Raw genomic sequence first — 24,771 nt, forward strand, 5'->3', positions numbered from 1 at the left:
AGGACCAGCCAAGTCCGAAGAAAACTAGGGCGCCACAGTTTCCCACGGCACCGTGAGTAGGCAATCGCCCACGCGACGTCGGGATACTTTGATGGGCCAGCCTTGGTCGATGAGCATTTCTCGGGCTTTTTCCCAGCGGACTCGGGGGCCGTAGGGCTCCCAGCCGGCGGAATGGTTCCAGGCCAGGTCGGCAGCGGTCAGTAAGGTATGAATTTTTTCACCTGGCACGTTTCGGTGGATCAGGATTTTGGGAAGTCTTTCGGCTACATCAGATGGGGTGGATACTCCCCAGGGGTCCCAAGCGAGGGTGAGTTCTTTGGGGCCGGTGGCATCGAGGGTGATCCAGGTGCAGCGTTTGCCCAGTTCATCGCAGGTGCCTTCGAAGAATAATCCGCCGGGGGCTAATCGTGAGGTAACGGTTTCCCAGGCTGCTTCAACTTGGTCGACGTCGTATTGACGGAGCACATTGAAGGCTCGTACAAGTTGGGGTTGGTATCCGGCGAGTTCGAATCCGCCGAGTTCAAAGGACACGCCGTGTTGAGGTTCTAGGACGCGTTCGGGGTTGATCTCTAGGCCGATTACTCGCATGTCAGGGGAGAGGCGGTGCAGCCAGCGGCCCCATTCTACGGTGGTGGTGTGGCTGGCGCCGTAGCCGACATCTAAGGCCAGGGAAGAGGCGTCGAGAAGCGATCGTACTTCGGAATGGTGAAAGCACCACCGGTCGAAGCGCCTGAGGCGATTCACACCGGTGGTGCCGCGGGTGATCACGCCGATTGGCTTCTGTTTTCCGTTTGTTCCCAAGCGGAAAGAGGCGCGCAGATTGTGGGCGTGATCAGCCATGTTTTATAGATTTAGAGGTTCTCGGAGATCCACTTTTCGGTGAGGGCGCCCTCGTTTTCGAAGAGTCCACCGAGTGCGTCTGCAACCTTAGGCTCGATAGCAGGGCCCATGAATGGGATGTTCACGGAAACTTCGTTGTTGTACTCGAAGGTGGTTGCGGAATCGTCGCCGTTGACTGCGATGGTGCCCTTGAAATCAACAGGGGTGCCCTTGACGTCAGCGTTGTAGGTGATGATTGCTGCATTGTTGGTCAGTGCAGGAACGGTGATCTCACGCTTGACCTTCAAGGCCTGGCTGATCATTGCGCGAACTGCCTCTGGAAGGACCTCAAGTGGGAGGACCTCAAAAAGGGTTGCGTTTGCGCCGCCATCAGCTGCGGTGAACTCGTTGACCTCGCCCGCTTCTGGGGAAAGGTTCTCTGCAATGTAGGCCCAGTATGCTTCGGTGGTCAGTGCTTCGTGGACCTTGCCGACGGGCTGATTGATCGTAATGGTGTTTTCTGTACGCGTTGCCATGAGGTTAAGACTACCGTTAGTGGTGTGTTGGATTCATCGCTAGCCCAGGAAATTGCCGAGATCGACGGCGTCGTACTTGATTCAGACGTCACTTTTGCCGATTTAACCACCCTCCATATTGGTGGAAAACCCCGCGGCGCAGTGCGTTGCCAGACCATCCCAGCGCTGGTCAGTGCTATAAAATTGCTTGACGACGCCTCCCTCCCCCTCCTCATCGTCGGCGGCGGGTCTAACCTCGTCGTGGCAGATGGAGATTTGGACGTCGTGGCCGTCATTATCGAAGCCGATGATGTCAGCATCAACCTCTCCGATGGTTTACTCACCGCCGAAGCGGGCGCTGTTTGGGACGATGTTGTCCAACTTTCGGTGGAGGCTAGCCTCGGTGGCATCGAATGTCTTTCCGGCATCCCCGGTTCCGCCGGCGCCACCCCGGTGCAAAACGTGGGTGCATACGGAACGGAAGTGTCCGATGTCCTCACTCGCGTACAACTTCTTGATCGTGCCACCTACGATGTGGAATGGGTCGAAGCCTCTGCCTTGGAACTGTCGTATCGCTATTCCAATCTGAAATTCACTAATAGAGCCGTCGTGCTCGCCGTTGAGCTCCAATTGCTCACCGATGGTTTGTCCGCGCCGCTGCGATTTGGTGAGTTGGGGCGTCGATTAGCAATTTCGGAGGCTGAAGACCACCCGCGCCGCCCAGTGGGTATCGTGCGCGACACCGTGTTGGAACTGCGCCGTGCAAAAGGCATGGTCGTGGACCCTAGTGACCACGACACCTGGTCCGCCGGCTCATTTTTCACCAACCCGATTGTTACCCCAGAAGTTGCCGACGCAGTTTTCGATACCGTCGGCGAGCCAACCATGCCCCGTTTCCCAGCTGGTGAAGGCAAAGAAAAACTCTCCGCAGCCTGGCTCATTGAACGTGCAGGCTTCAAAAAGGGACATCCTGGAGCTGGCGCAAAAGCCTCATTAAGCACAAAGCACACCCTGGCGCTGACCAATAGGGGAGAGGCGGATGCTGCTGATCTCGTGGCATTAGCTAAAGAAATCCGCAACGGCGTCTTTGCGTCCTTCGGGGTTTCCCTAGTTCCGGAGCCAGTGTGGATAGGGATCAGCATCGATGACTGATTATTCCCAAGTTTCCGGCACCGCAGCTCCATTGCATAGGGCTTTGATGGCAGCAGGCTACCCAGAGTTGGAATCTTTGAATGGCGTTTCCTATGAGAGTTTGATTTCTCTGCATGGTGTGGGCAAAGTTGGGCTTGACAGGGTGCAAGAGGCCCTCAAAGAGCTCGGGATGTCTCTCACGTTCCCATAGCTGGTCTGCGGTGCAAATTCTCGTTCCAGAATCGAATGTTTCAGCAGTTTGGAACGAAAATTTGCATCTCACTGGCTTTCAAATGCAAATATTCGTTCGATTTACGGGATTGTGGCGGGGGCGGAACGAGAATTTGCACAGGATCCTCCCAGCCGCTAAAACTGCCCCAAAACATCGCCCTCTAGAATCGCCTCTCCAGCCTCGATAGCCCCCAACCCATACAAATACCCATCCCAGGTTTCCTAACCCCTTAAAACGCAAAAATTCCCCGAACCGCCAACTCAATCCGGGGAATTTCCTAACGCAATTACTTGCCGAGCTTCTTCAACAACTCAGCCTGAACTTCACGACGCCTAATCTTGCCCATCTGATCCCGAGGCATTTCCTCAAAATGGTAGAAGGTGCGTGGAACCTTGTAGCGAGTGAGGTTTTCGCGGGCGAATTCCTTCAAACCTTCCGGATCAAGCGCAGCACCTTCCACCAAAGTGATGGCAGCAACGACATTTTCGGAACCATCTTCCCGAGGAATGCCCACGACTGCAGCATCTTCAATATCTGGGTGCTCGGTGAGTACTTCTTCCACCTCAGCAGGATAAACATTGAATCCGCCGGTGATGATAACTTCCTTGATGCGGGCAACGAGACGAATGAAGCCGTCTTCTTCCATTACTCCCACATCGCCAGTTCGGTACCACTCGCCGTGGAAGCTATTTTTGGTAGCTTCTTCCTGGTTGAGGTAGCCCTTGAACACCTGTGGGCCCTTCACAAGGACTTCGCCTTCGGTGCCGTCTGGGACGGTTTCATCGAGGTTTTCTGGGTCTGCGATGCGCACGATGGTGTCTGGGAATGGAACACCGACGTAGCCTTGGCGGCGGTGATCACTCATTGGGTTGCCCACGATCACTGGTGAGGTTTCGGTCAGTCCGTAACCTTCGACAAGGCGTCCGCCGGTGTGCTTTTCCCAACGTTCCACGGTGCGCTGAGAAAGAGTGGATGCGCCGGAGAATGCATTGCGGACACCCTTGATTGGGATGCTTTCTTGCTCGGAGGCGTCGACAATCTTTTCATAAAGTGTTGGCACGCCTGGAAGCCAGGTTGGGGTGTGCTTTTTCATGATATTCATGATCAGGTCGATACGGGGGGTTGGCAGGAGCACCATTTCGCCGCCGATGAACACGGACAGTGTGCCAACCATGGTCAGGCCGTATGCGTGGAACATTGGCAGAGCTGCGAGCATACGTTCTGGTTTATCGCCAAGTCCTGGAACCCAGCTTTTGCCCTGCAACAAGTTGGAGAACAAGTTGCCGTGGGTTAGCTGCGCGCCCTTTGGACGTCCGGTGGTTCCGGAGGTGTAGAGAATCAGTGCGACAGTTTCTTTGGTGACAGTTGGCTCGGAGACGACATCCTCGCCTTCGCCACCCATTGCTGCGCTGGTCAAAGTTTCAAAAGGAACCGTATTTGGTGCAGCTCCGGACAGTGATTCACGGCTTTTGCGCAGCGCTGGGATAGGTAGCTTCAGCGCGAGACGCTGGAGTGTAGGCATCGCGTTGATCATGTTGACCGACACGATGGTTTCCAGCTGAGTTTGGCCACGGAGCTTTTCCACAGTGGGGGAGGCTTTATCCCACACGATGGCCACGCGGGCGCCATGATCCTTGAAAGGTTCGAGCAGCTCATGGGTGGTGTAGAGCGGGTTGTGTTCAATGACAATCGCGCCGAGTTTCAGCACTGCATAGAACGCTGCGATGTGCTGCGGACAGTTCGGGAGGATGATAGCTACGCGGTCGCCGGGGCGGACGCCTAAGGCGCGGAGACCAGCGGCGGCCTTGCGGACTTCCTTATCCAATTCGCCATAAGTTTGTGAGCGACCAAAAAAGTAGGTGGCTGGCTTATCTGCATTGATGGCCAGGTTGTTGTCATAAACGTCCAGGAGCGTGGTGTCGCCGTACTCCAGCGTGTGTGGAGTCCACTCTGGGTAATGCTGGAGCCAGGCTTTGGTTTCGTATGCTGACATGGTGTCCCTTCAAATACGTCTAAGTTCGTTGCCCCTAAGTATATAGAGACGCCCCAACACACACCGTGGTCATGTACTGGGATCTAGAATGGCTGCATGCGCGTAGCTATGATTTCCATGCACACCTCCCCGTTGCAGCAGCCGGGTACAGGTGATTCAGGCGGTATGAACGTCTATATCCTGTCCACTGCAACTGAGCTGGCGAAACAGGGTATTGAGGTGGATATTTATACCCGGGCCACCAGGCCTTCGCAAGGTGAGATTGTGCAGGTGGCTAAGAATTTGCGGGTCATTAACATTGCCGCCGGACCTTATGAAGGTTTGTCTAAGGAGGAGCTGCCTACTCAGTTGGCGGCTTTTTCGGGCGGTATGTTGGTGTTTACGCGCCGGGAGAAGGTTACTTATGATCTGATCCATTCTCACTATTGGCTGTCGGGGCAGGTGGGGTGGTTGATGCGTGATTTGTGGCGGATTCCCTTGATTCATACGGCTCATACGTTGGCTGCGGTGAAAAATTCTTATCGGGATGATTCGGACACTCCGGAGTCGGAGGCGCGTCGTATTTGTGAGCAGCAGCTGGTAGATAATGCGGATGTGTTGGCGGTGAATACGCATGAGGAGCTGCAGGATTTGATGCATCACTATGATGCGGATCCGGAGCGTATTTCTGTGGTGTCGCCGGGTGCGGATATTGATTTGTATAGCCCTGGTAATGATCGTGCGACGGAGCGTTCTCGCCGCGAGTTGGGCATTCCTTTGCACACTAAAGTGGTTGCGTTTGTGGGTAGGTTGCAGCCGTTTAAGGGGCCACAGGTGCTGATTAGAGCGGTGGCGGAGTTGTTTGAGCGAGATCCGGAGCGCAATCTGCGAGTGCTTATTTGTGGTGGGCCTTCTGGTCCAAATGCGACGCCGGATACGTATAGGGCGATGGCTGTGGAACTGGGCGTCGAAAAGCGAATTCGCTTTTTGGATCCGCGCCCGCCGAGCGAGCTGGTGGCCATTTATCGGGCGGCTGACATCGTGGCCGTGCCAAGTTTTAATGAATCTTTTGGGCTGGTTGCCATGGAGGCGCAAGCCAGCGGCACGCCGGTTATTGCGGCCCGGGTGGGCGGTTTGCCCATCGCAGTTGCAGAAGGCGAGACCGGATTGCTTGTCGACGGACACTCCCCGCAAGCCTGGGCCGACGCCTTGTCCACTCTTTTAGACGATGATGAAACGCGCATCAGAATGGGCGAAGATGCTGTTGAACACGCCAGAACTTTCTCCTGGGCAGCCACCGCAGCGCAATTATCGTCGCTGTACAACGACGCCATCACCAATGAAAGTGTCGATGGTGAAACGCATCACGGTCAAGTAACCGCGCGTCGTGCAACATAAAGTGGCAAACTGTTAGTTATGACTAACGGAAAACTGATTCTTCTTCGTCACGGTCAGAGCGAATGGAACGCATCCAACCAGTTCACTGGATGGGTCGACGTCAATCTGACCGCACAGGGTGAAACCGAGGCTAAGCGCGGCGGCGAGCTTCTCGCTGATGCCGGCATCCTCCCCGGCGTTGTTTATACTTCTTTGCTGCGCCGTGCGATTCGCACCGCAAACCTTGCGCTGAATGCAGCGGACCGCCACTGGATCCCAGTCATCCGCGATTGGCGCCTCAACGAACGTCACTACGGTGCACTGCAGGGCCTGGACAAGGCTGCCACCAAGGAAAAGTACGGCGATGACCAGTTCATGGAGTGGCGTCGTTCTTATGACACCCCACCACCAGAGCTTGCCGATGACGCCGAGTTCTCCCAGGCTAATGACCCTCGTTACGCGGACCTCGATGTAGTTCCACGCACCGAGTGCCTGAAGGACGTTGTGGTTCGTTTCGTTCCTTATTTCGAGGAAGAAATCCTGCCACGCGCGAAGAAGGGCGAAACCGTCCTCATCGCAGCCCACGGAAACTCCCTGCGTGCGCTGGTTAAGCACCTCGATGGCATTTCTGATGCTGATATCGCGGAGCTCAACATCCCAACCGGTATCCCACTGGTCTACGAAATCACCGAAGACGGTTCCGTAGTTAACCCAGGCGGAACTTACCTTGATCCTGAGGCAGCAGCAGCCGGCGCGGCCGCAGTAGCAAATCAGGGCAATAAGTAGTTATTTGTAGGTGAGCACTCTTCTTGCTTTCGTATCGGGCGCGGTCCTCATGGGCCTCGCCCTACCTGCGTATACGAAAATTAAAGATCGGATGCGTCGCCACAAATCCGCGGTCACCCTGTCCGAAAATCAGGTAACTACCGTCGGGCAGGTCCTTCACCTGGCGATTCAGGGCTCCCCAACAGGAATTACAGTTGTGGATCGCGCCGGAGACGTCATTTTATCCAATGGTCGTGCCCACGAACTGGGCATCGTCCATGAACGTTCCGTGGATAGCAACGTGTGGCGTGTTGCGCAGGAAGCTTTCGAGGATCAAGAAACCCACTCCTTGGACGTCCACCCAGACCGCAATCCGCGGCGCCCGGGTAGTCGCATCACTGCGGTGCAGGCGGTGGTCAAGCCTTTAACGCTTATCGACGATCGCTTCGTTATCATCTATGCCTCCGATGAATCTGAAAATGTTCGTATGGAATCGGCCCGCCGAGATTTCGTCGCAAACGTCTCCCACGAACTGAAAACCCCAGTCGGCGCCATGGCTCTTCTCGCAGAAGCTCTCATGGAATCCTCCGAGGATCCGGAACAAGTGGAATACTTCGGTTCCAGACTTCACCGCGAAGCCCACCGCATGGCCGACATGATCAATGAACTGATCTCCCTTTCTAAACTTCAGGGCGCCGAACGACTCCCCGATATGGAACCCATCAAAGCGGACCTCATCATCGACGAAGCCATCGAGCGCACCCAACTGGCAGCAGACAACGCCAACATTGAAATCATTCGTGATGATCGCACTGGCGTATGGGTAGAAGCCGATCGATCTTTGCTGGTCACGGCATTAGCCAACCTGATCGGCAACGCGATCAACTATTCCCCACAGTCCGTCCCAGTATCCGTTTCTCAAAGCATCCGCAATGGCGTCGTGATGATTCGAGTTACCGACCGTGGCATCGGCATCGCCCCCGAAGACCAATCCCGAGTTTTCGAAAGATTTTTCCGCGTAGACAAAGCCCGTTCCCGCCAAACCGGCGGCACTGGCCTTGGCCTTGCCATAGTCAAACATGTCATGGCCAACCATGGCGGTAGTATTAGTTTGTGGTCACGGCCTGGCACAGGCTCCACATTCACACTTGAACTCCCCGTATATCACCCAGAGTCCAAGGAACCGGCAGAATCTAAGCAGGGACCTAGTTTGGATTCACCCATTCGCACGACTGCGTCCAATAAAACACCTGGACGCCGAAAGGAAAAACCATGACGACAATCCTGATCGTTGAAGATGAGGAATCGTTAGCAGATCCTTTGGCCTTTCTTCTTCGCAAAGAAGGTTTCGACACCATCATCGCCGGTGATGGTCCAACCGCCCTTGTGGAGTTCAGTCGGAACGAAGTCGACATCGTCCTGCTTGACCTCATGCTTCCCGGAATGTCCGGCACTGACGTCTGCAAAGAACTCCGTAACGTCTCTACCGTTCCTGTCATCATGGTGACTGCCCGCGATTCCGAGATCGACAAAGTAGTGGGCCTGGAACTAGGTGCAGATGATTATGTCACCAAGCCTTATTCTTCCCGCGAATTGATCGCACGCATCCGTGCAGTGCTGCGCCGCCGTGGCGTTTCCGAGAGCGAAGCCGAAGATCTAGCTATGGACGAGCAAATCCTCGAAGGTGGCCGAGTCCGCATGGACGTGGATTCTCACACGGTGACCGTCAATGGCGAACCAGTGAGCATGCCCCTGAAGGAATTCGACCTTTTGGAGTACCTCCTCCGCAACGCCGGTAGGGTACTGACCCGCGGACAGCTCATTGACCGAATTTGGGGCGCAGATTATGTCGGCGACACCAAAACTTTGGACGTCCACGTGAAACGGTTGCGTTCCAAGATCGAAGAAGAGCCATCTCGCCCCCGTTACCTCGTCACCGTGCGTGGATTGGGCTATAAATTTGAGCTGTAGGGCCTAGCTCATCGCAATACCAAACCACACTGCCCACGAGACTGTTTTTCAGCCCTCGTGGGCAGTGTGGTTTGGTTAATAGACCTCAAAACCGGTCACAGGTGCCCAAAGATCAAGTTTTAGGAGTCCGTGGGCACTCTCGTTTGGTCGGCTTCAAAAAGCGTGCAGGGCCCCAGAAAAATCGACTCACTGTGTGGCTGTTAGACGGCTTAGCCCAAGCCCATCTAGGGGAACGTTCATTCGAAAAATTGAACCTCTTAAATTGGCTCCTAGCGCTTGGGAACCTTTTGCGTAGATGCGCAGTCTAACCAGGTATGGACAATTATCATTCTTACCTCTGGCCAGTAACCTATGAAGAGCTTTCCCATGAAATAACCAAGTGGAAGTTCTACAAACACTTCACCAAAATATCGGGCACAGTCTTTTTAAGAAATGACCTCATCGATGATTCTCATTTAGTCACCCAAGCTCTCCTTAAACGGGTGCCCAATGGAATTCTTCGAGGATACGCAGCGCTAAAACAGCGAGGTTATGAACTTCTCGATGATGACTGGATGCCCTTCATCAGTATTTCCGGAGATCGCACGAAAAAATTAGCATCAAAGGGAACCATCATCCGGAGAGAAGATCCAGAAAAGACCCTGCGCAGCGGTGACATTACTTTAGTTACGGACTCTCAGGCACTCATCGATATTTTCACGCTGCACAAACTCCACAACTTTGAGAATCAGATCGCGCTCATTGATCATCTACTCAGGCAGCGTCCAGATTTGTACCAAGAAATCGCAGCGGAGCCTGAATTACAAAAACATGCCGAATTTGCCGATGCCTTTGCGGAATCTCGGCCGGAATCACGACTGAGGGTACGACTTCATCTACTGGGGTATCGGAATTTTATTCCACAGATTCGGGTCGATCATGAAGGCTCTGTATTTTATTTAGATTTAGCTGATCCGGTGTGGAGAATTGCTCTCGAATACAACGGTGGGTGGCATTACAACTCTGAGCAGAGGGCACGGGATTCTTATCGGAAGAATGCGTTGAAAAGTGCAGGTTGGGATGTTTTTGAGATCACAGCAAAAACTTTAAACAACACTGGAGAGTGGGAGTATTTTCTGCAGCAGATAGGCGTGACGCTTAAAAGGAAACAAGCGGAACGCCGACGCAGATTGCCAATGCAAACGGTTAGCTGATTGCTTCCAATGGCGAAACTCTTGAGGCTTGGTTGGCTGGGATGAGGGCAGCAATTCCTCCGATGATGATCGCGGCAAGCAGCATGAACCCGATTTGGGTCCAGGGGAATTCCACTGGAGCCATGCCGCGGGAACGTAGACAGCTCACGATTGCCCAGCCCACAAAGGTGCCAAGGAAAAGTCCAAGGATGGCGCCGTGGATGGATAAAATTACGGATTCGAAGGTGATCATTGCGCGGATCTGGCCTCGTTGGACACCGGTTGCTCGCAGGATTCCGATTTCGCGGGTGCGTTCACTAATGGAGAGGAACAATGTGTTCACAATGCCCAGAACTGCGATGATTACTGCGAGTGCCAGGAGACCGTAGACGATGCCCAGCAGCTGATTGATTTGGGTGCCGAGGCTGCCGTGAAATTCTTCTTTAGATTTTACTTGCACGATGAGGAAAGAGGAGACGGCGTTGACGAGGATATCGCGTAGATCATCGTTTGCGGTAGAGCCATCGCCATTGACGAAGATTTGGGAGCGATGGTAGGCATCGGCTGTGGTGATCACTCGGTTGGTGGCTGCGGCGTTGACCATGAGGTGTCCCACGAGGTTAGTTTCTGCGTAGATGCCGGTGATAGGAACGCGGATTCCATCTTCGGAGCCGTAGGGGTTGACGGTGACGGTATCGCCAACGTCGAGGTCGGATTGGTCTGCGTAGGTGGTGGAGATCATCACGCCGGGTGCATCCCCGGTGAATGCTTCGCCGGAGCGGACGGCGAGGTTGAGGAATGCGGATAGGTTGCCGTCGAAAATTGTGGTGGATTCATTGTCCCAGCCGTTGACTTGGATGGGGCCGGTCATAAGCGTGCCCACGGAATCGACGCCTGGTGTTTCTTCAACTTTGGTGGCGACAGTGGATGGCATGGATAGCGATCGGGAGCCGCCGGCTGGTTGGCCGGGGGTCATGGTGCCACCGATGCTGTCGAGGACATAGGAGGATTGGATGGTGGATTCCATGGAACCGAATACGCTGGCGCGGGTGGTGGCTCCGATGACTCCTACGCAGGCTACTAGTCCGACGCTGAGGGTCACGGCCAATGCGGTGGTCGCGGACCTGCGCGGATTGCGGAGTGTATTGCGTTGAGCAAGCTTGCCGACGGTTCGAAACGGTGCCATTAGCGTCACGCCGAGTGATCTCGAAGTAGCCATGATCAACGCCGGACCGGACAGCGTGAGTGCGAAGAACATCAGAAGTAGACCAGCGCCGATGAGGCCTAAACGTGGTTCTGTTTTGAAGTCATCGCCATTGACCCCGGATACAAGGGCACCGGCAACAGTCAGGCTGATACCTAAAGTGCACATCACGGCGCTGATGAGGAATCGAATTTTACCGAGGCTGTTGCTGCGTGCATCGGAAGATTCAAAAGCCTGAACTGGCGGTAGATTTCCGGCGCGGTGGGCTGGGGCAATCGCGCTGAGCACCGTGGCAGTGACGGCGAAGAGGACGGGGATAACGAAGGATCCGGTGTTGTAAATGATGGTGATGGAAGAGAGGGCATCACCGAGTTGGTTTAGTACCTGTACCAGGGCGTTGACCACACTGAAGCCCACAGCAATGCCGATTAAGCCACCAATTAGACCAATGAATACTGCTTCCATGATGACGGAGAATCCGATTTGGAATGTGGAGACACCGATGGAGCGCAGCAGGGCGAATTCGCTGGTGCGCTGTGCAACAATCATCGCGAATGTATTGGCGATGATAAATGAGCCCACGATCAGAGCGATTGCTGCGAAAGCAAGGAGCACGTATTTCATGAATTCCAGCTGGGTGGCGGTATCCCCGGTGGTTTTCTCAATGATTTGTTCCGGCAGCAGAGGCATCAGATCACGGTGGGCTTTGCCAATGCGATTGCGCACAGATATCGGATCAGTGCCATCGTGCACTGCGATGGTGATCTGGCTGGCGTGGCTTCCGTTGGTAAAAAGTTCCAAATAGCGAGAAGGGCTAAAACCAACACCGACCCAGCCTGCAACATCTGAATTAGATTCAAAAATGCCTGAGAGGGAGGCCTCAACGCGCTCAGTTGGGGTGATGATAGTTAATTCATCACCGACGGACAGCCCGCCTCTTTTTGCTGCCGAAGCATTGACCACCACTTCATTAGCGTCGGAGGGGAAGTGGCCGTCGATAAGCGTGGGCTCGGGGGAGACCCACTGACCTTGTGGGTAGATGGCCAGCGGGTGCGTGCCAGAGCTGCCGGCTTGGAGGGGATCGCCGTGCGAATCGGTGAGGATGAGCGCGGATTGGCCGGTCATGGTGGTGCCGGACGGCATACCTGGGCCATCACCGATCACGTTGACCGCGCGGACCTCAGGGAAATGCTGAATTTCAGCGATGACCTCAAAGGGCACCCCGTCAGGGTTGTTTTGTTGCGCGATAACGCCCAAATCAACGCCTTCAACGCCGGCATCAACGATGGAGGAAAATGTGCGCTCCAAAGAATTAGTGAGCAGCAGGGAACCACACAAAAATGCGGTGCCCAAAACCACCGACAGCACAGTTAACGCCATGCGCAGCTTATTTGCTACAACACTGCGCCAAGTGATGGTGCGCAGTGGCGAATTTAAAAAATCCTTTGCTGCTTTTAAGCCGGTGATAATGTCCTCCTAGAAATTCTCCTTAAGTTTAACCGCGAGGGGCGACATCATCATTACGCGCCGACGCGGGATGCTGTGCACGCAGGTGCGCGGGGATTGCAGAACGCGCTTCCAAATAGTCACGCAACAGCTCATAAGACTCCGGTCCCATCAGCGCGCGCAGCTCAGCTTCCTGTGTTTTCCACATCGGATCGGCATCCGTATGGCAGCGTGGCGCCGTGGTGCAATACCAATCAAAATCCTCGCCACCATTGCCCCAACCGCGACGATTATATTCAGTAATCGTGGTGCGCAAGATTTCTTGCCCGTCCGCCCGCTCCTCCCACGCCTCCAGGCGGCGCAGCGGCAGCTGCCAACAAACTTCTGGCTTGACGACGGTTAGATCCTCCCCGGCGTCCACTGCCCATTGATGCAAAGCACACCCCGCGCCGGTTTCCCAACCTTTGCGATTCGCGAAAATACACGCACCATTTACGACAGATGTTTTCAACGCAGGCTCAGGATTACCATCTTCATCATCAAGCTCATCCCACGTTAGCCACGGCTCAATTTCTGTTGCATCATCAGACGCTAAAAAAGAATCAGTAGAAGACGGACGTAACTGCCAATACTTTGCCGGCATCTTGGCCACAGCATCATAAAGTTGGTCCCTATCGGTCTCATCCGCAAGGAAAGCACCGTGACCGCAACAGCCAACATCCGCGTTGTCGGCATCAATGCCTAGACAATCGGGGGTACCAAAGGTGCAATTCCAATTGGACTCAAGCCAAGTTAGATCGATGCTAAATACATGCTCCAAATCAGTAGGATCCGTGAATTCATACCATTCACGTGGGAAATCAGGAGGGAGCTCTTCCCCTGAACGAATCGAAGCCGCAGCCGGAGAAGATTCTGGAAAACCTAAAAACACTGAAGAAGAATTTGACCGATTCACACTTTGTCACCCTAGACCGTCTAACCTTTAAGGTGTGAGATTAGGTGTATTAGATGTGGGCAGCAATACTGTCCACCTAGTTGCAGTAGACGCGCGTCCCGGTGGTCATCCCACCCCGATGAGTAATTGGCGCACCCCGTTGCGTCTCGTCGAGCTTCTCGATGACACCGGGGCAATTACCGAAAAAGGCATTAACAAGCTGACTTCCGCAGTCAGCGAGGCTTCAGACCTGGCGAAAACCCTGGGCTGCTCCGAACTTATGCCTTTTGCTACATCGGCAGTACGTTCCGCCACTAACAGTGACGCCGTCCTCGACCATGTGGAAAAGGAAACAGGCGTGCGCTTGTCCATCCTCTCCGGTGAAGAAGAAGCACGGCAGACATTCCTTGCAGTGCGACGTTGGTACGGATGGTCCGCAGGGCGTATCACCAACCTCGATATCGGTGGAGGCTCCCTCGAGCTGTCCTCCGGCACTGACGAATCCCCAGATCTGGCGTTCTCCCTAGACCTGGGCGCTGGCCGCTTGACCCACAACTGGTTTGACACAGATCCACCAGCACGTAAGAAAATCAACCTCCTGCGCGATTATATCGATGCAGAGCTTGCAGAACCCTCCCGCAACATGCGCACCTTAGGGCCCGCACGTTTAGCAGTAGGAACTTCCAAAACCTTCCGCACTCTGGCACGACTCACAGGTGCAGCACCATCATCCGCAGGACCACACGTAACCCGAACCCTCACCGCGCCGGGTCTGCGCCAGCTGATTGCATTCATCTCACGAATGACAGCAGCTGACCGTGCCGAGCTGGAAGGCATCAGCGCCGATCGTTCTCATCAGATCGTTGCAGGTGCGTTAGTTGCGGAAGCTGCGATGCGTGCGTTGGATATTGAAAAGATAGAAATTTGTCCTTGGGCACTTCGTGAAGGTGTGATCCTTACCAGGATCGACAAGGGACTCGAATAACATTTAACCGGAAAGGAGTTGGCGAAAATGAGTGAAGAGAAACTCACAGTCGCTGAGCTGATGGCGCGTGCCGCGAAAGAGGGGCACTCCACTAATGCTCCCCGCCGACGCAGGCGCCGCAGCATCGAAGACGGTGGCGTATCCGTTGCTGAGCTGACCGGCTCCATTCCTGCTGTTAAGGAAAAGCCCGTAGAGTCCAAGCACTCGAGCGTGCCAATTGACGCTCCAGCTGAGACTGAACCAAAACCCGAGCCAAAAAAGCCTGAGCAGGAGTCTAAGCCGGAACTGAAAGCCGTTCCAGCACCTGCAAAGGTTGAGAAAAAGGTCGAAGAGGTTCCGAAGAAGCCGGAAACTCCTAAGGCTGTTGAGCAGCCCAAGGCAGTTATTCCGCCGAAGCCTGCTGCACAGCCTAAGGCTCCCGCACAACCTAAGGCCGCCAAGGTGGCTGAAGTTGTTGAGGTGGAAGGCGACGTCGAGAAGCAAGAAAATCCGGTGCGTCCGGCTCCGAGCAACGATGAAACCATGGTGCTGAGCATCGTGGATGAGAAGGATCCAATCAGCTTGACCACGGGGGCATTCCCAGTGGTTCCAGCTGTGGCGGCGAAGCCTACGCCGGTTGTGCGCGCTGAAAAGGAGGCAGATGCGGAATCTGCTGTGCAGGCCGAGTTCGCGCCGGTTGCAGTGGACAATGCAGAAACCACAACTTTTGATGTCAGCGGCATCGAAGAAGCGGAAGAAGCTGAATCAGACAATAAAATGTCGATTGCTTCTATCCTCTTGATGGCGATCGTCGGCATCGTGTTGGGCGTTGTCGTGTTCCTCGGTTTTGAGATGCTGTGGGAGCGCCTCAATAAGTGGCTAGTTGCGGTTCTTGCCGTCGGCGTCACCCTAGGAATGGTGGGCGTTGTGCATGCTTTGCGCACTTCACGCGATGGTTTGAGCATGGTGCTTGCCGGTATCGTTGGCGCTGTTATGACATTTGGTCCGCTGGCTATCGTTATGTAAATGGTGTGAAAATGGCCCCCCGCTGCTGCACGATTGGGGTGATTAGTGGCAGTGTGGGAACCATGACAACAATTGCTGTAATCGGTGGCGGCCAAATCGGCGAGGCTTTGGTCTCAGGTTTGGTCGCGGCCAAGATGAATCCACAAAGTATTCGAGTCACAAACCGCACGGAAGAACGTGGCCAAGAGCTCCACGATCGCTATGGCATTGTGAATATGGCAGACAACGCCCAAGCCGTAGATGAAGCTGATGTGGTGTTTTTGTGCGTGAAGCCGAAGTTCATCGTGGAGGTGCTCTCTGAAATTACAAGCACCCTGGATAACAACTCCGCGCAAAGCGTCGTGGTGAGCATGGCAGCAGGCATCAGCATCGCCGCCATGGAAGAAAGCGCTTCAGCAGGCCTTCCAGTTGTGCGCGTGATGCCAAATACTCCAATGCTGGTTGGCAAGGGCATGTCCACTGTCACTGGCGGTCGCCATGTTGATAGTGCGCAGTTGGCACAAGTGAAGGAATTATTGGGCACCGTGGGAGAGGTGCTTGAGGTTGCAGAATCTGATCTGAATGCAGTGACTGCGATGTCAGGTTCTTCGCCTGCGTACCTCTTCCTTGTGACTGAAGCGCTCATTGATGCTGGAGTGAACCTAGGACTGCCTCGTGCAACCGCCAAACAGCTCGCTGTGGCTTCCTTCGAGGGCGCTGCAACAATGATGAAGGAAACCGGCAAGGAGCCCTCAGAATTGCGTGCAGGCGTTTCTTCTCCAGCAGGCACCACAGTGGCTGCGATTCGGGAGTTGGAAGAAAGCGGAATTCGAGGCGCTTTCTACCGTGCAGCCCAAGCCTGTGCGGACCGTTCCGAAGCACTTGGAAAACATTAAGGATTGTTATTTGTCCGTTATCGGTCTGTTGTTTGGGGTGAATTTGGTGAAATCGTTTCTCCAAACTCACTCTTATGACCTGCAGTTTCACAACTGAAACTTTAGATAACGGGGGAATCAACCGCGTGTTTAAGTAACAATTGTCGCATTATTCACATAAACCACGCTAAGCTGAACCAGGCAAAAGCGTGATCGTACTGCGGGAGGGGAAGCCCGCAGCGCGCGAATTGCTGAAGGGTATTGATAGATATGGCTAGAGAAGATAACGGAACCTTCTTGACTGTTGCTGAGGTCGCGGAAATCATGCGCGTCTCTAAGATGACTGTCTACCGATTGGTTCACTCCGGAGAGCTTCCGGCAGTTCGCGTGGGACGATCATTTCGTGTCCACGAGAAGGCAGTTAATGAGTACTTGGACTCATCCTTCTACGAGGCTGGTTAAGCTCTACAACAGCAAAAACCTCTTTACGTAACTCTCGGATTTCACTTCCGAAAGTAACGTAAAGAGGTTTTTCTGATTCTTGGAACAGGCAGCTGTTTTTGGTGCTCAATAGTCTTAAAGGTAAGATGGAACAATCGTGCCAGCGCACACCCTTGGAAATGCCATCGCGGATACTTCCGGTGGTGTAGCACGCGGGTTAGATTTTTTGCTCGCGATCCGAAAGTGCACTTCGGCAAAAAGTGCTGGCAGGTTTTGTACGTACAACATCGATTTTAAGCGAGGGAAACCGTAATGGGTTCTGTCATTAAGAAGCGCCGCAAGCGCATGTCCAAGAAGAAGCACCGCAAGATGCTGCGCCGTACACGTGTTCAGCGTAGAAAATTGGGCAAGTAAGCCTTCAAATTAAGCACCGCCTTTCGGGGCGGTGCTTTTTTATGCGGATTTTCGGATGGTTCTCGGTGGTTCTCGGTGGTTCTCGGTGGTTCTCGGGTGATTTGAGGGGGCTTTGGGCGCTTGGGGGTCTTTTTGGGAGCTGGGAATGGCGATCTGAGGGGTCGGATTCTGAAAACCAGACAGGGCGACCAAGCGAGGGATAAAAACCAGGGAGCTTGGTCACCTGGTCTGGTTCCTCAATCGGGCAACCAGACCAGGCGACCAAAAAGTTGCACTTAGGGGTTGGTTTTGGTCGCCTGGTTTGTTTTATGGAATTGACCTCGAAAATCAGGCCACGAACCCAGAAAAAGTGCCCTCACAGAATTGCGTTTAAGCCACTAAAGTGCCCTAAACCAGAGGAATGCTTATTCAATAAATCCAACCTCTTAAAATGGCTTCTGGAGGCTATTGCTTCTCCACCTGCGGCGTAGCCTCCAGCCAGTCACGCTAAACGCTGCAGTAATCAATGCGGGCAAACCAAATGCGCGGGTTGCTTTGCGGAAGCTTCGGAAATCCCGAACATCCCAACCGCGGCTGAGAGCTTCTTTTTGAAGTTTGGAATCGGGATTCACAGCGACAGCGGTGCCCACCATGGAAAGCATGGGGAGATCATTGATCGAATCGGAATAGGCCGTGCACCTGCTTAGATCCAACTTTTCGATGGAAGCAAGCGCTGCAACCGCATGGCGTTTGCCGGGGCCATGCAAAATATCGCCGACTAGTTTTCCAGTGAACACGTCATCCTTAGCCTCTGCGACAGTGCCAATCGCACCAGTGAAACCCAGGCGCTGAGCCAAAATTTGAGCCAATTGCACAGGTGTGGCTGATACCAGCCACACCTGATGCCCAGCCGCGATGTGCATATCGGCGAGCTGCTTAGTTCCAGGCCACATTTTATCGGTCATGCGCTTATCGACGATTTCCTCGCACAGGTCAACCAGTTCCTGAACAGATCTGCCCTTGATGAATTCCAAAGCCTGTTCGCGTCCGCGGGAAACATCTTCGGCATTTTCTGAGCCGGTGAGTTTGAACTTCAGCTGTTTCCAGGCCACTGGGAGGATTTCTTTGATGGTAAAGAACTTCTTTCGGAAAAGTCCCTGCGCAAAAACAATCAGCGAAGAACCCTGAATGAGGGTGTTATCTACATCGAAAAATGCGGCAGCCCCAACGTCCTGGGGGACATCTGGATCCGGAACACTGACATGGATTGTGCCAGCTGCTTCGATGGCTCCAGTAACAGCATCTACACCGGCGTTAAAATCATTGAGTTCCATGCCGTAAATGGCTGCAACAGCTTGTGTGGCTGCTGCTTCACCTGCTTGGCGCTGTGCTTCATCATTGATGGGGGCGGCTGCGTGGTCCTCAAAGAAGCGACGCAAATTACCGCGGGACGCGCTCCACGTAGCTAGGAAATCCTCTGGGGTGCCAATGGCTGCAAAATCCCAATTTTCGTTTAAGCCTCCGGAGCTCATGAGATAACAAAAACCTTCCTGGTCTCTGAGCGCAAAAGACGCCAAACCGATAATGGATATCCCCATTGAGTATCGTATCCATGGTAAAGCTTTCGTGGTGCACATGCTTGCGAAGGGTCTTGGAACACGAGGAAGTGAGCGCGCCCATGGGCCATTCAGTGGAGATCATTGTTCGAGATAACTGTGGATCCTGCACGCGAGTAAAAGCCCAAATTTTGCCAATTGTAGAAGCCGCGGGAATCAAACTCACCGAGCGAAACGTTGACCAAGATGCAAGCCTAAACATGGAATTCGGGGATCGGGTGCCAGTTATTTTGGTAGACGATGAAGAGTTTGCATGCTGGGAAGTGGACAACGATGACTTAGCTCATGCTTTGTTGTGATGTTTGCAAATGAAAGCTACCGTATCTTAGTTAACTAGGATTCATCCTTTTGGTGGATCAAAGGTTCCGTTGAAAGTCGGGTGGAATGGTGAGTGTACTCATCGTAGGGATGTCCCACAGGTCTGCACCTGTGGCGCTTCTTGAACGTCTGAGCATGGATGATTCAGTACGTGGTGAAACAACTCAGGCTCTCTTAGAGAGGGCATCTTTAAGCGAAGCTCTTATTGTTTCTACATGTAATCGGCTGGAGGTCTACACCGTCACCAGCAGTTTTCACACTGGCGTTAATGATGTTGTGGAAGTTCTGCACGAGATTAGCGGTGTAGATATTGAGACGCTTCGGGGATATTTGTATGTCCGATATGCAGATGCTGCCGCTGAACACATGCTGGTGGTGACATCAGGACTGGACTCCATGGTCCTTGGTGAACAGCAAATCATTGGCCAAGTCCGCACTGCTTATCAAGCAGCTAGTGAAGCCGGATCTGTTGGGCCAGCGCTGCATTCACTCACACAGACTGCTCTGCATACAGGCAAGCGAGTGCATACTGAAACTGCCATCGATGATGCAGGCTCCTCCATGGTGTCTTTCGCTGTCGATCGCGCATTGGTGCAAATGGGCATTGACCCTCAGTCCGAGGCTCCTCTGGCAGGTAAAACCGCATTGGTGTTGGGTGCTGGAGCAATGAGTTCTCTTGCTGCAACACATCTGGGTCGTGCTGGAATTTCTTCCCTCATCATGGCGAACCGCACGTTGGAACGGGCGGAAAGGCTTGCAGAGCACTCGGTGGAAGCGGGCGTTCCTGCAGAAGTTGTGGAATATGAGCAGCGCGCATCGGTATATAGCCGCGTTGAATTGGTTGTTTCTGCAACCGGTGCAGATAATTTCACCATCGAGCCTGCTGATATTCCAACCGGCGCTTGCCTGATGTTGGTGGATCTATCGATGCCACGAGATATCGATGATGCCTGCGCAGATCTCCCAGGCGTTGATCTGGTCAATATTGAGCGCCTGGACAAAGCTTCTCGCGAAGGCAGCTCTGGGATGACAGCAAGCGAAGAAGAAGCACTGATGATTGTTCGCGAAGAGTTGGATTCATTCACCTCTGAACAGCGCATTCGCGGTATCGTCCCAGCTGTTTCTGCTTTGCGAAAGCAAGCTGCCTCAGTGGGAACTGATGAACTTGATCGACTTCGCCAACGCGTTCCTGGGGTTTCAGAGACGGAATGGGCAGAGGTGACGAGAACAGTGCGACGAGTCGTCGATAAGCTGCTTCATGAACCCACTGTGCGCGTCAAAGAACTGGCGGCCCGGTCCGGCAGCATCTCTTATGATTCAGCTCTGCAAGAGCTGTTCGGTTTGGAGTACGTCGCTACAACGGCAGCACCAGCGACAACATCAGTTAATGCGTCAGAGCTTCCGGATGCGGGTATCGTCGCTTTCGTGAATGCGTCTTCTGTCACACAAACGAGGGAGTAAGATGACTTTAAAAATTGGTACCCGAGGATCAAAACTAGCAACCACCCAAGCTGGCACCATCCGAGATCAACTAAAGCATTTTGGACGTGACGCCGAACTGCATATCGTCACCACACCTGGCGATGTCAACATGTCACCAGTTGAGCGCATCGGCGTTGGAGTATTCACTCAAGCACTCCGCGATGTTTTGCACGCTGGCGAATGCGATGTGGCAGTACATTCCATGAAGGACCTGCCAACCGCCGCTGATCCACGTTTCCACCTCGTGGTTCCTCCTCGCGCTGATGCTCGCGAAGCACTCATCGCCCGCGATGGACTGACCCTAGCTGAGCTTCCTGAAGGTGCAAAGGTCGGAACTTCTGCTCCACGACGCATCTCCCAGCTCAAGGCTATCCGCCCTGACCTGGAGATTCTGCCACTGCGCGGAAATATCGATACCCGCATGGGCAAAGTGGCCTCTGGTGAACTCGACGCCGTGATGCTTGCTTACGCAGGCCTGACCCGCGTGGGAATGCAGGATCGCGCCACCGAAGTTTTCGACGCCGACATCATCATGCCAGCACCAGCTCAAGGTGCACTGGCGATCGAATGCCGCGCCGATGACGCCGAGACCATCCGCGCGCTCAATATGCTGATGCACGCCGATACTTTTGTGTCCGCAGTGGCAGAGCGCGTAGTGCTCAACCGCCTCGAAGCAGGGTGCACCGCACCAGTTGCAGCGCACGCCACTTTGGGTGGGTACTCCGGCGACATGATGGTTCTCACTGCTGGTGTTTATGCACTTGATGGCTCTGAGCGGTTGGTATATTCCGCTGAAGGCGATGGAGCTCGCCCTGAAGAACTCGGCGAATTGGTCGCGCAGCAGCTCATCGAAGCTGGCGCCGCTGAACTGTTGGGTGATCGAGGCTAATTTACTGCTTTGTCTTAAACCAGACTTAAACCAGACTGCGGTGACCAAGATTTTGCTGAAATGCGAAAATCTTGGTCACCGCAGTCTGGTTTTATTTTGGAGAGGGGCCGGACACACAGACCAAAAGCTGCTGAAAAAGTGGTGCTCTGTAGGGCGATTTAAGAACTAACAGGGGCGTTTGGGGCTCAGATCTACTGCTTTAAGAGAGAACCGCTTAAATTGGCGCATTGTGTTAGTAAAATTTTCGGCAATACTTATGCGACTCGCAGGTATTTACAGGAGTTACGTGCCACAATTGGTGGGATCAATTAATCGCCGTTTTCGGCAGGAAAGAGCTTGATTTTTGTGGCCGAGTTAAAAATCAATCATCGCAGTGTGACTGTTCATTTGTCATGGTGGGAGAAGTTGAGTGCACGACGAAGCCATCTGACGATTCCGCGTAAGGCGATTCGAAAAATCCACGTGATGGACAACGTCATTGATTCGGTTGATCGCCCCATTAGGCGAACTAGCCGTTTGCGGATCCCTGGTTTTCTTGTCGCCGGCACGCATGCGTTTATCCATGAGGCATCTCATGAAAATGAATTCAGCATGTGCCGTAAAAATGTACCGGGATTGGTTATTGAATTAGAAAATATCAGCATCAATCGGATTGTTATTTCAACACCGAATGCTCATCGATATGCTGATGAGCTCATGGTTGCGGCCTAAATTTCTCCGATAAATTTTTGGATCAAGGCTTTTACCTCGGGGGAGGGTTGGGGGTTCCAGGTGATCCAGGTTCGGACAATAAGGTCATTGCCGGAAGCATCTTCTCCTTCGAGGGGGATCCACTGCCAGCTGGGGAAGTTGGTTCTGGCGGATTCCTCGGTGGTGAGTGCGACATCAGCTTTAACAAGATCTGCGATGAGCGAGCTGTATTGGCCAAATTTGCGGAAAATCCAGGTGGCACTGACCCCTGCAGAGAGCATGGCATTTTTGAGGATTTCTTCTTGGATGCGGACTTCGCCACGTGAGTGTGCAAGCACGCGGAGATCTGCCAAATCAAACAGGGTGGCTTTGTCGCGGTCTTTCATAGCGCGGTGGCATGGGGAATCTTTTCGGACGACGATGCCCAAATCCTGTTGTTGGACAAGAGATGTGGCAAAAGACTCACTTTGGCGGCGACACAAAGCGATATCGAGCTCTCGTTGTTTGAGTAATTTGAGCTGATCATCGGTGGGGGATTCTATAAGTGAAATTCGGATATGGGAATCCAAATCAACTAATTGGCCGCGTAGCCAATCAATGGGGGTTCCGGGTGGTACTCCGATTTTTATGCTGGTAATTAAGTGCTCGCCTGATTGGATTTCATCGACCACTGATTGCATACGGCTTAAGGTGCGGAGTGCTTCCTCATGAAGGATTTCTCCAGCCTTGGTGAGTGATACACCTCGGGAATGACGTTCAAATAGTGGTGCGCCGACGGACTTTTCCAGCGCTGCGATTTGCCTGCTGAGGGCAGGTTGAGAAATGAGCATTTCTTCGGCAGCGCGGTTGATTTGTCCGTGTTGGGCAACAGCGATGAAGAATTCGAGCTGGTTGAGGTGCATATGGGGTGAAGTCTCCTTGAAGTCTTCTTGAGGTATGCGGTAAACGTATACCAAGATTAACTTTTATGCATTTGTACTATAGATCACAGATGCTTATTGTTCTCGGAAAGGGTCATATTCCCAACCCTTCTGAGAAGTTAAAAGTAGGGAAGCCGACACAATCGGCTGAATCAGAGACTTCCATTAACTTCATACAGCCCTTATTTACTCTGCTGTGCATATCAAAAGTGCCCAGCACAGTAAGAATTTTTGAGGAACAGGATTTACATGAGCGAACAACTTCAGGGTGCAACACACCCCGAATCAACTTCGGGCAAGACGCCCAAGAAAGCAGCACTATCCAGTTGGATTGGCTCTGCCCTTGAATACTATGATTTTGCCGTTTATGGCACGGCAGCTGCGTTGGTTCTCAACCACCTCTTCTTCCCAGCAGATACTTCACCAGGTATCGCAATTTTGGCTGCAATGGGCACTGTCGGTGTGGCTTATGTGGTTCGTCCACTGGGCGCGCTCATCATGGGACCACTGGGCGATCGCTACGGACGTAAATTTGTCCTCATGCTGTGCCTCTTCCTGATCGGCGCATCTACTTTCGCAGTTGGTTGTTTGCCAACATTTGAGCAGGTTGGTTACTTGGCTCCTGCACTTCTCGTGCTGTGTCGCGTGATCCAGGGTCTGTCTGCATCTGGCGAACAGTCCAGTGCAATTTCTGTTTCCTTGGAACACTCCGAGGAGCACCGTCGCGCATTTACTTCTAGCTGGACCTTGCATGGCACCCAATTTGGTACTTTGCTGGCAACTGCAGTGTTCATTCCGTTCACCATGTTCTTGAGCGAAGATGCACTGATGTCTTGGGGCTGGCGCGTTCCGTTTTGGCTTTCCGCGGTAGTGGTTCTGGTTGCTTTCCTTATTCGTCGCGGCTTGGAAGAGCCACCAGCGTTCCGTGAGAACAAGGCTGCTGTTGCAATTTCTCCTTTGACAATGACTTTGCGCTACCACAAGGCTGCTGTTGCTCGCGTGGCTGTTGCAGCGATGATCAACTCTGTGAACATTGTGTTCACCGTGTGGGCGTTGTCTTTCGCTACCAATATCGTTGGTTTGGATCGCTCAAAGGTATTGCTTGTTCCGGTTGTCGCTAACTTGGTTGCTTTGATTGCTATTCCACTGTCTGGAATTCTGGCGGACCGCATTGGCCGTCGACCTGTGTTCATCATGGGCGCAATCGGTGGCGGTTTGGCTATGAACGGCTACTTGGGTGCTATTTACGCCGGCAACTGGACCATGATCTTCTTGATGGGCATTGTGATGTCCGGTTTGTTGTACTCCATGGGTAATGCAGTGTGGCCAGCGTTCTACGCCGAGATGTTCCCAACTTCAGTTCGTGTTACCGGACTGGCGCTTGGTACTCAGATTGGTTTCGCCGTTTCTGGCGGTTTCGTTCCAGTTATCGCATCCGCACTTGCTGGTGAACAGGGCGATGAGTGGATCCGCGTATCCATCTTCGTTGGCGTTGCCTGCCTGATTGCAGCTGCTGTGGCGTTTACTGCGAAGGAAACCAAGTCGCTCACTCTTGATGAGATTGATGCGCTTCATACCGCTCGCGGTGAAGCAGCTGATCTGGCCAAGGCTGGCGTCAGCGTAGCTGCTAAGTAAAGAAA

23 protein-coding genes and 1 pseudogene are annotated in these 24,771 nt (G+C 53.4%); 17 read left to right on the forward strand and 7 right to left on the reverse strand.

Going from position 1 to position 24,771, the window contains the following annotated elements:
- Positions 1 to 24 precede the first annotated feature (24 nt).
- Both ccrud_RS02085 and ccrud_RS02090 read right to left on the reverse strand, forming a co-directional pair.
- The gene (locus ccrud_RS02085; RefSeq protein WP_066564183.1) at positions 25 to 840 is read right to left on the reverse strand and encodes a class I SAM-dependent methyltransferase; all 816 of its coding nucleotides are present in this window, start codon (positions 838 to 840) and stop codon (positions 25 to 27) included.
- Between the two features lie 11 nt (positions 841 to 851).
- Positions 852 to 1,355: a DUF2505 domain-containing protein gene (locus tag ccrud_RS02090; RefSeq protein WP_066564186.1), complete on the reverse strand. Its 504-nt coding sequence runs from the start codon at positions 1,353 to 1,355 to the stop codon at positions 852 to 854.
- A gap of 24 nt (positions 1,356 to 1,379) precedes the next feature.
- Here ccrud_RS02090 and ccrud_RS02095 point away from each other — a divergent pair, with 24 nt between their 5' ends.
- Both ccrud_RS02095 and ccrud_RS02100 read left to right on the forward strand, forming a co-directional pair.
- A complete protein-coding gene (locus tag ccrud_RS02095) occupies positions 1,380 to 2,486 on the forward strand; it encodes a UDP-N-acetylmuramate dehydrogenase (protein WP_066564189.1) in 1,107 nt (368 codons plus the stop codon).
- A pseudogene (locus tag ccrud_RS02100) lies at positions 2,479 to 2,664 on the forward strand (helix-hairpin-helix domain-containing protein); the annotation flags it as partial. The gene ccrud_RS02095 and the pseudogene ccrud_RS02100, both read left to right, overlap by 8 nt.
- Before the next feature lie 319 nt (positions 2,665 to 2,983).
- Here the strand turns inward: ccrud_RS02100 and ccrud_RS02105 are convergent.
- Positions 2,984 to 4,690: a long-chain-fatty-acid--CoA ligase gene (locus tag ccrud_RS02105; protein WP_066564198.1), complete on the reverse strand. Its 1,707-nt coding sequence runs from the start codon at positions 4,688 to 4,690 to the stop codon at positions 2,984 to 2,986.
- A gap of 96 nt (positions 4,691 to 4,786) precedes the next feature.
- Between ccrud_RS02105 and mshA the strand changes: the two genes are divergently transcribed.
- The 5 genes from mshA to ccrud_RS02130 all read left to right on the forward strand — a co-directional run bounded on the left by mshA (position 4,787) and on the right by ccrud_RS02130 (position 9,975).
- Complete coding sequence (mshA, locus tag ccrud_RS02110; protein ID WP_066564201.1) at positions 4,787 to 6,067, forward strand: D-inositol-3-phosphate glycosyltransferase; 1,281 nt, start codon at positions 4,787 to 4,789, stop codon at positions 6,065 to 6,067.
- An 18-nt stretch (positions 6,068 to 6,085) separates the two neighbouring features.
- Positions 6,086 to 6,832 carry a phosphoglyceromutase gene (locus ccrud_RS02115; protein ID WP_066564204.1) on the forward strand — a complete coding sequence of 249 codons (747 nt, stop codon included), beginning with the start codon at positions 6,086 to 6,088 and terminating at the stop codon, positions 6,830 to 6,832.
- A gap of 10 nt (positions 6,833 to 6,842) precedes the next feature.
- The gene (locus tag ccrud_RS02120) at positions 6,843 to 8,087 is read left to right on the forward strand and encodes a sensor histidine kinase (RefSeq protein ID WP_066564210.1); all 1,245 of its coding nucleotides are present in this window, start codon (positions 6,843 to 6,845) and stop codon (positions 8,085 to 8,087) included.
- On the forward strand, positions 8,084 to 8,782 hold the full coding sequence (locus ccrud_RS02125) for a response regulator transcription factor (protein ID WP_066564213.1): 699 nt from the start codon (positions 8,084 to 8,086) through the stop codon (positions 8,780 to 8,782). The genes ccrud_RS02120 and ccrud_RS02125 overlap by 4 nt, the downstream gene beginning before the upstream one ends.
- Positions 8,783 to 9,096: 314 nt before the next feature.
- Positions 9,097 to 9,975: an endonuclease domain-containing protein gene (locus ccrud_RS02130; RefSeq protein ID WP_066564216.1), complete on the forward strand. Its 879-nt coding sequence runs from the start codon at positions 9,097 to 9,099 to the stop codon at positions 9,973 to 9,975.
- Here the strand turns inward: ccrud_RS02130 and ccrud_RS02135 are convergent.
- Both ccrud_RS02135 and ccrud_RS02140 read right to left on the reverse strand, forming a co-directional pair.
- Entirely contained in the window at positions 9,968 to 12,538 is a 2,571-nt protein-coding gene (locus ccrud_RS02135) for an ABC transporter permease (RefSeq protein ID WP_066564219.1), read from the reverse strand. The genes ccrud_RS02130 and ccrud_RS02135 overlap by 8 nt on opposite strands.
- Before the next feature lie 115 nt (positions 12,539 to 12,653).
- Positions 12,654 to 13,559 carry a DUF3109 family protein gene (locus tag ccrud_RS02140; protein ID WP_066564221.1) on the reverse strand — a complete coding sequence of 302 codons (906 nt, stop codon included), beginning with the start codon at positions 13,557 to 13,559 and terminating at the stop codon, positions 12,654 to 12,656.
- A 34-nt stretch (positions 13,560 to 13,593) separates the two neighbouring features.
- Here ccrud_RS02140 and ccrud_RS02145 point away from each other — a divergent pair, with 34 nt between their 5' ends.
- From ccrud_RS02145 to ccrud_RS14855, 5 genes are all read left to right on the forward strand, one after another.
- Positions 13,594 to 14,523 (forward strand): Ppx/GppA family phosphatase, encoded by a 930-nt coding sequence (locus ccrud_RS02145; RefSeq protein WP_066564222.1) that lies wholly within the window; start codon positions 13,594 to 13,596, stop codon positions 14,521 to 14,523.
- A 27-nt stretch (positions 14,524 to 14,550) separates the two neighbouring features.
- Entirely contained in the window at positions 14,551 to 15,528 is a 978-nt protein-coding gene (locus ccrud_RS02150) for a hypothetical protein (protein ID WP_066564228.1), read from the forward strand.
- Between the two features lie 62 nt (positions 15,529 to 15,590).
- On the forward strand, positions 15,591 to 16,403 hold the full coding sequence (gene proC / locus ccrud_RS02155; RefSeq protein ID WP_066569407.1) for a pyrroline-5-carboxylate reductase: 813 nt from the start codon (positions 15,591 to 15,593) through the stop codon (positions 16,401 to 16,403).
- A 249-nt stretch (positions 16,404 to 16,652) separates the two neighbouring features.
- Entirely contained in the window at positions 16,653 to 16,844 is a 192-nt protein-coding gene (locus tag ccrud_RS02160) for a helix-turn-helix domain-containing protein (RefSeq protein WP_003855509.1), read from the forward strand.
- Between the two features lie 291 nt (positions 16,845 to 17,135).
- The gene (locus ccrud_RS14855) at positions 17,136 to 17,237 is read left to right on the forward strand and encodes a 30S ribosomal protein bS22 (protein ID WP_003855542.1); all 102 of its coding nucleotides are present in this window, start codon (positions 17,136 to 17,138) and stop codon (positions 17,235 to 17,237) included.
- A 425-nt stretch (positions 17,238 to 17,662) separates the two neighbouring features.
- Here ccrud_RS14855 and ccrud_RS02165 read toward each other — a convergent pair whose 3' ends face one another.
- Complete coding sequence (locus ccrud_RS02165) at positions 17,663 to 18,748, reverse strand: HAD-IB family hydrolase (RefSeq protein ID WP_066569410.1); 1,086 nt, start codon at positions 18,746 to 18,748, stop codon at positions 17,663 to 17,665.
- Between the two features lie 146 nt (positions 18,749 to 18,894).
- Between ccrud_RS02165 and ccrud_RS02170 the strand changes: the two genes are divergently transcribed.
- The 4 genes from ccrud_RS02170 to ccrud_RS02185 all read left to right on the forward strand — a co-directional run bounded on the left by ccrud_RS02170 (position 18,895) and on the right by ccrud_RS02185 (position 22,232).
- A complete protein-coding gene (locus tag ccrud_RS02170; protein ID WP_066564230.1) occupies positions 18,895 to 19,131 on the forward strand; it encodes a glutaredoxin family protein in 237 nt (78 codons plus the stop codon).
- Positions 19,132 to 19,219: 88 nt separating this feature from the next.
- On the forward strand, positions 19,220 to 20,611 hold the full coding sequence (locus ccrud_RS02175; protein WP_245670399.1) for a glutamyl-tRNA reductase: 1,392 nt from the start codon (positions 19,220 to 19,222) through the stop codon (positions 20,609 to 20,611).
- A 1-nt stretch (position 20,612) separates the two neighbouring features.
- Positions 20,613 to 21,521 carry a hydroxymethylbilane synthase gene (gene hemC / locus ccrud_RS02180; protein WP_066564235.1) on the forward strand — a complete coding sequence of 303 codons (909 nt, stop codon included), beginning with the start codon at positions 20,613 to 20,615 and terminating at the stop codon, positions 21,519 to 21,521.
- 375 nt (positions 21,522 to 21,896) lie between these two features.
- On the forward strand, positions 21,897 to 22,232 hold the full coding sequence (locus ccrud_RS02185) for a hypothetical protein (RefSeq protein WP_245670351.1): 336 nt from the start codon (positions 21,897 to 21,899) through the stop codon (positions 22,230 to 22,232).
- On the opposite strand, the gene ccrud_RS02190 is transcribed toward ccrud_RS02185, so the two are convergent.
- Positions 22,229 to 23,113, reverse strand: a complete 885-nt coding sequence (locus tag ccrud_RS02190) for a LysR family transcriptional regulator (protein WP_066564239.1) — start codon at positions 23,111 to 23,113, stop codon at positions 22,229 to 22,231. The two genes, ccrud_RS02185 and ccrud_RS02190, sit on opposite strands and share 4 nt — an antisense overlap.
- Positions 23,114 to 23,380: 267 nt before the next feature.
- Between ccrud_RS02190 and ccrud_RS02195 the strand changes: the two genes are divergently transcribed.
- The gene (locus ccrud_RS02195) at positions 23,381 to 24,766 is read left to right on the forward strand and encodes an MFS transporter (protein WP_066564242.1); all 1,386 of its coding nucleotides are present in this window, start codon (positions 23,381 to 23,383) and stop codon (positions 24,764 to 24,766) included.
- Positions 24,767 to 24,771 lie beyond the last annotated feature (5 nt).

It is taken from the genome of Corynebacterium crudilactis, assembly GCF_001643015.1.
Lineage (GTDB): Bacteria > Actinomycetota > Actinomycetes > Mycobacteriales > Mycobacteriaceae > Corynebacterium > Corynebacterium crudilactis.

Bases quoted from the DNA above. Each gene is read 5' to 3' on its own strand.
- ccrud_RS02135 (WP_066564219.1), bottom strand. From the start codon at position 12,538: ATGGCGTTAACTGTGCTGTCGGTGGTTTTGGGCACCGCATTTTTGTGT.
- ccrud_RS02115 (WP_066564204.1), top strand. From the start codon at position 6,086: ATGACTAACGGAAAACTGATTCTTCTTCGTCACGGTCAGAGCGAATGG.
- ccrud_RS02190 (WP_066564239.1), bottom strand. From the start codon at position 23,113: ATGCACCTCAACCAGCTCGAATTCTTCATCGCTGTTGCCCAACACGGA.
- mshA (WP_066564201.1), top strand. From the start codon at position 4,787: ATGCGCGTAGCTATGATTTCCATGCACACCTCCCCGTTGCAGCAGCCG.
- ccrud_RS02125 (WP_066564213.1), top strand. From the start codon at position 8,084: ATGACGACAATCCTGATCGTTGAAGATGAGGAATCGTTAGCAGATCCT.
- ccrud_RS02170 (WP_066564230.1), top strand. From the start codon at position 18,895: ATGGGCCATTCAGTGGAGATCATTGTTCGAGATAACTGTGGATCCTGC.
- ccrud_RS02165 (WP_066569410.1), bottom strand. From the start codon at position 18,748: ATGAGCTCCGGAGGCTTAAACGAAAATTGGGATTTTGCAGCCATTGGC.
- hemC (WP_066564235.1), top strand. From the start codon at position 20,613: ATGACTTTAAAAATTGGTACCCGAGGATCAAAACTAGCAACCACCCAA.
- ccrud_RS02130 (WP_066564216.1), top strand. From the start codon at position 9,097: ATGGACAATTATCATTCTTACCTCTGGCCAGTAACCTATGAAGAGCTT.
- ccrud_RS02105 (WP_066564198.1), bottom strand. From the start codon at position 4,690: ATGTCAGCATACGAAACCAAAGCCTGGCTCCAGCATTACCCAGAGTGG.
- ccrud_RS02150 (WP_066564228.1), top strand. From the start codon at position 14,551: ATGAGTGAAGAGAAACTCACAGTCGCTGAGCTGATGGCGCGTGCCGCG.
- proC (WP_066569407.1), top strand. From the start codon at position 15,591: ATGACAACAATTGCTGTAATCGGTGGCGGCCAAATCGGCGAGGCTTTG.
- ccrud_RS14855 (WP_003855542.1), top strand. From the start codon at position 17,136: ATGGGTTCTGTCATTAAGAAGCGCCGCAAGCGCATGTCCAAGAAGAAG.
- ccrud_RS02195 (WP_066564242.1), top strand. From the start codon at position 23,381: ATGAGCGAACAACTTCAGGGTGCAACACACCCCGAATCAACTTCGGGC.
- ccrud_RS02160 (WP_003855509.1), top strand. From the start codon at position 16,653: ATGGCTAGAGAAGATAACGGAACCTTCTTGACTGTTGCTGAGGTCGCG.
- ccrud_RS02085 (WP_066564183.1), bottom strand. From the start codon at position 840: ATGGCTGATCACGCCCACAATCTGCGCGCCTCTTTCCGCTTGGGAACA.
- ccrud_RS02090 (WP_066564186.1), bottom strand. From the start codon at position 1,355: ATGGCAACGCGTACAGAAAACACCATTACGATCAATCAGCCCGTCGGC.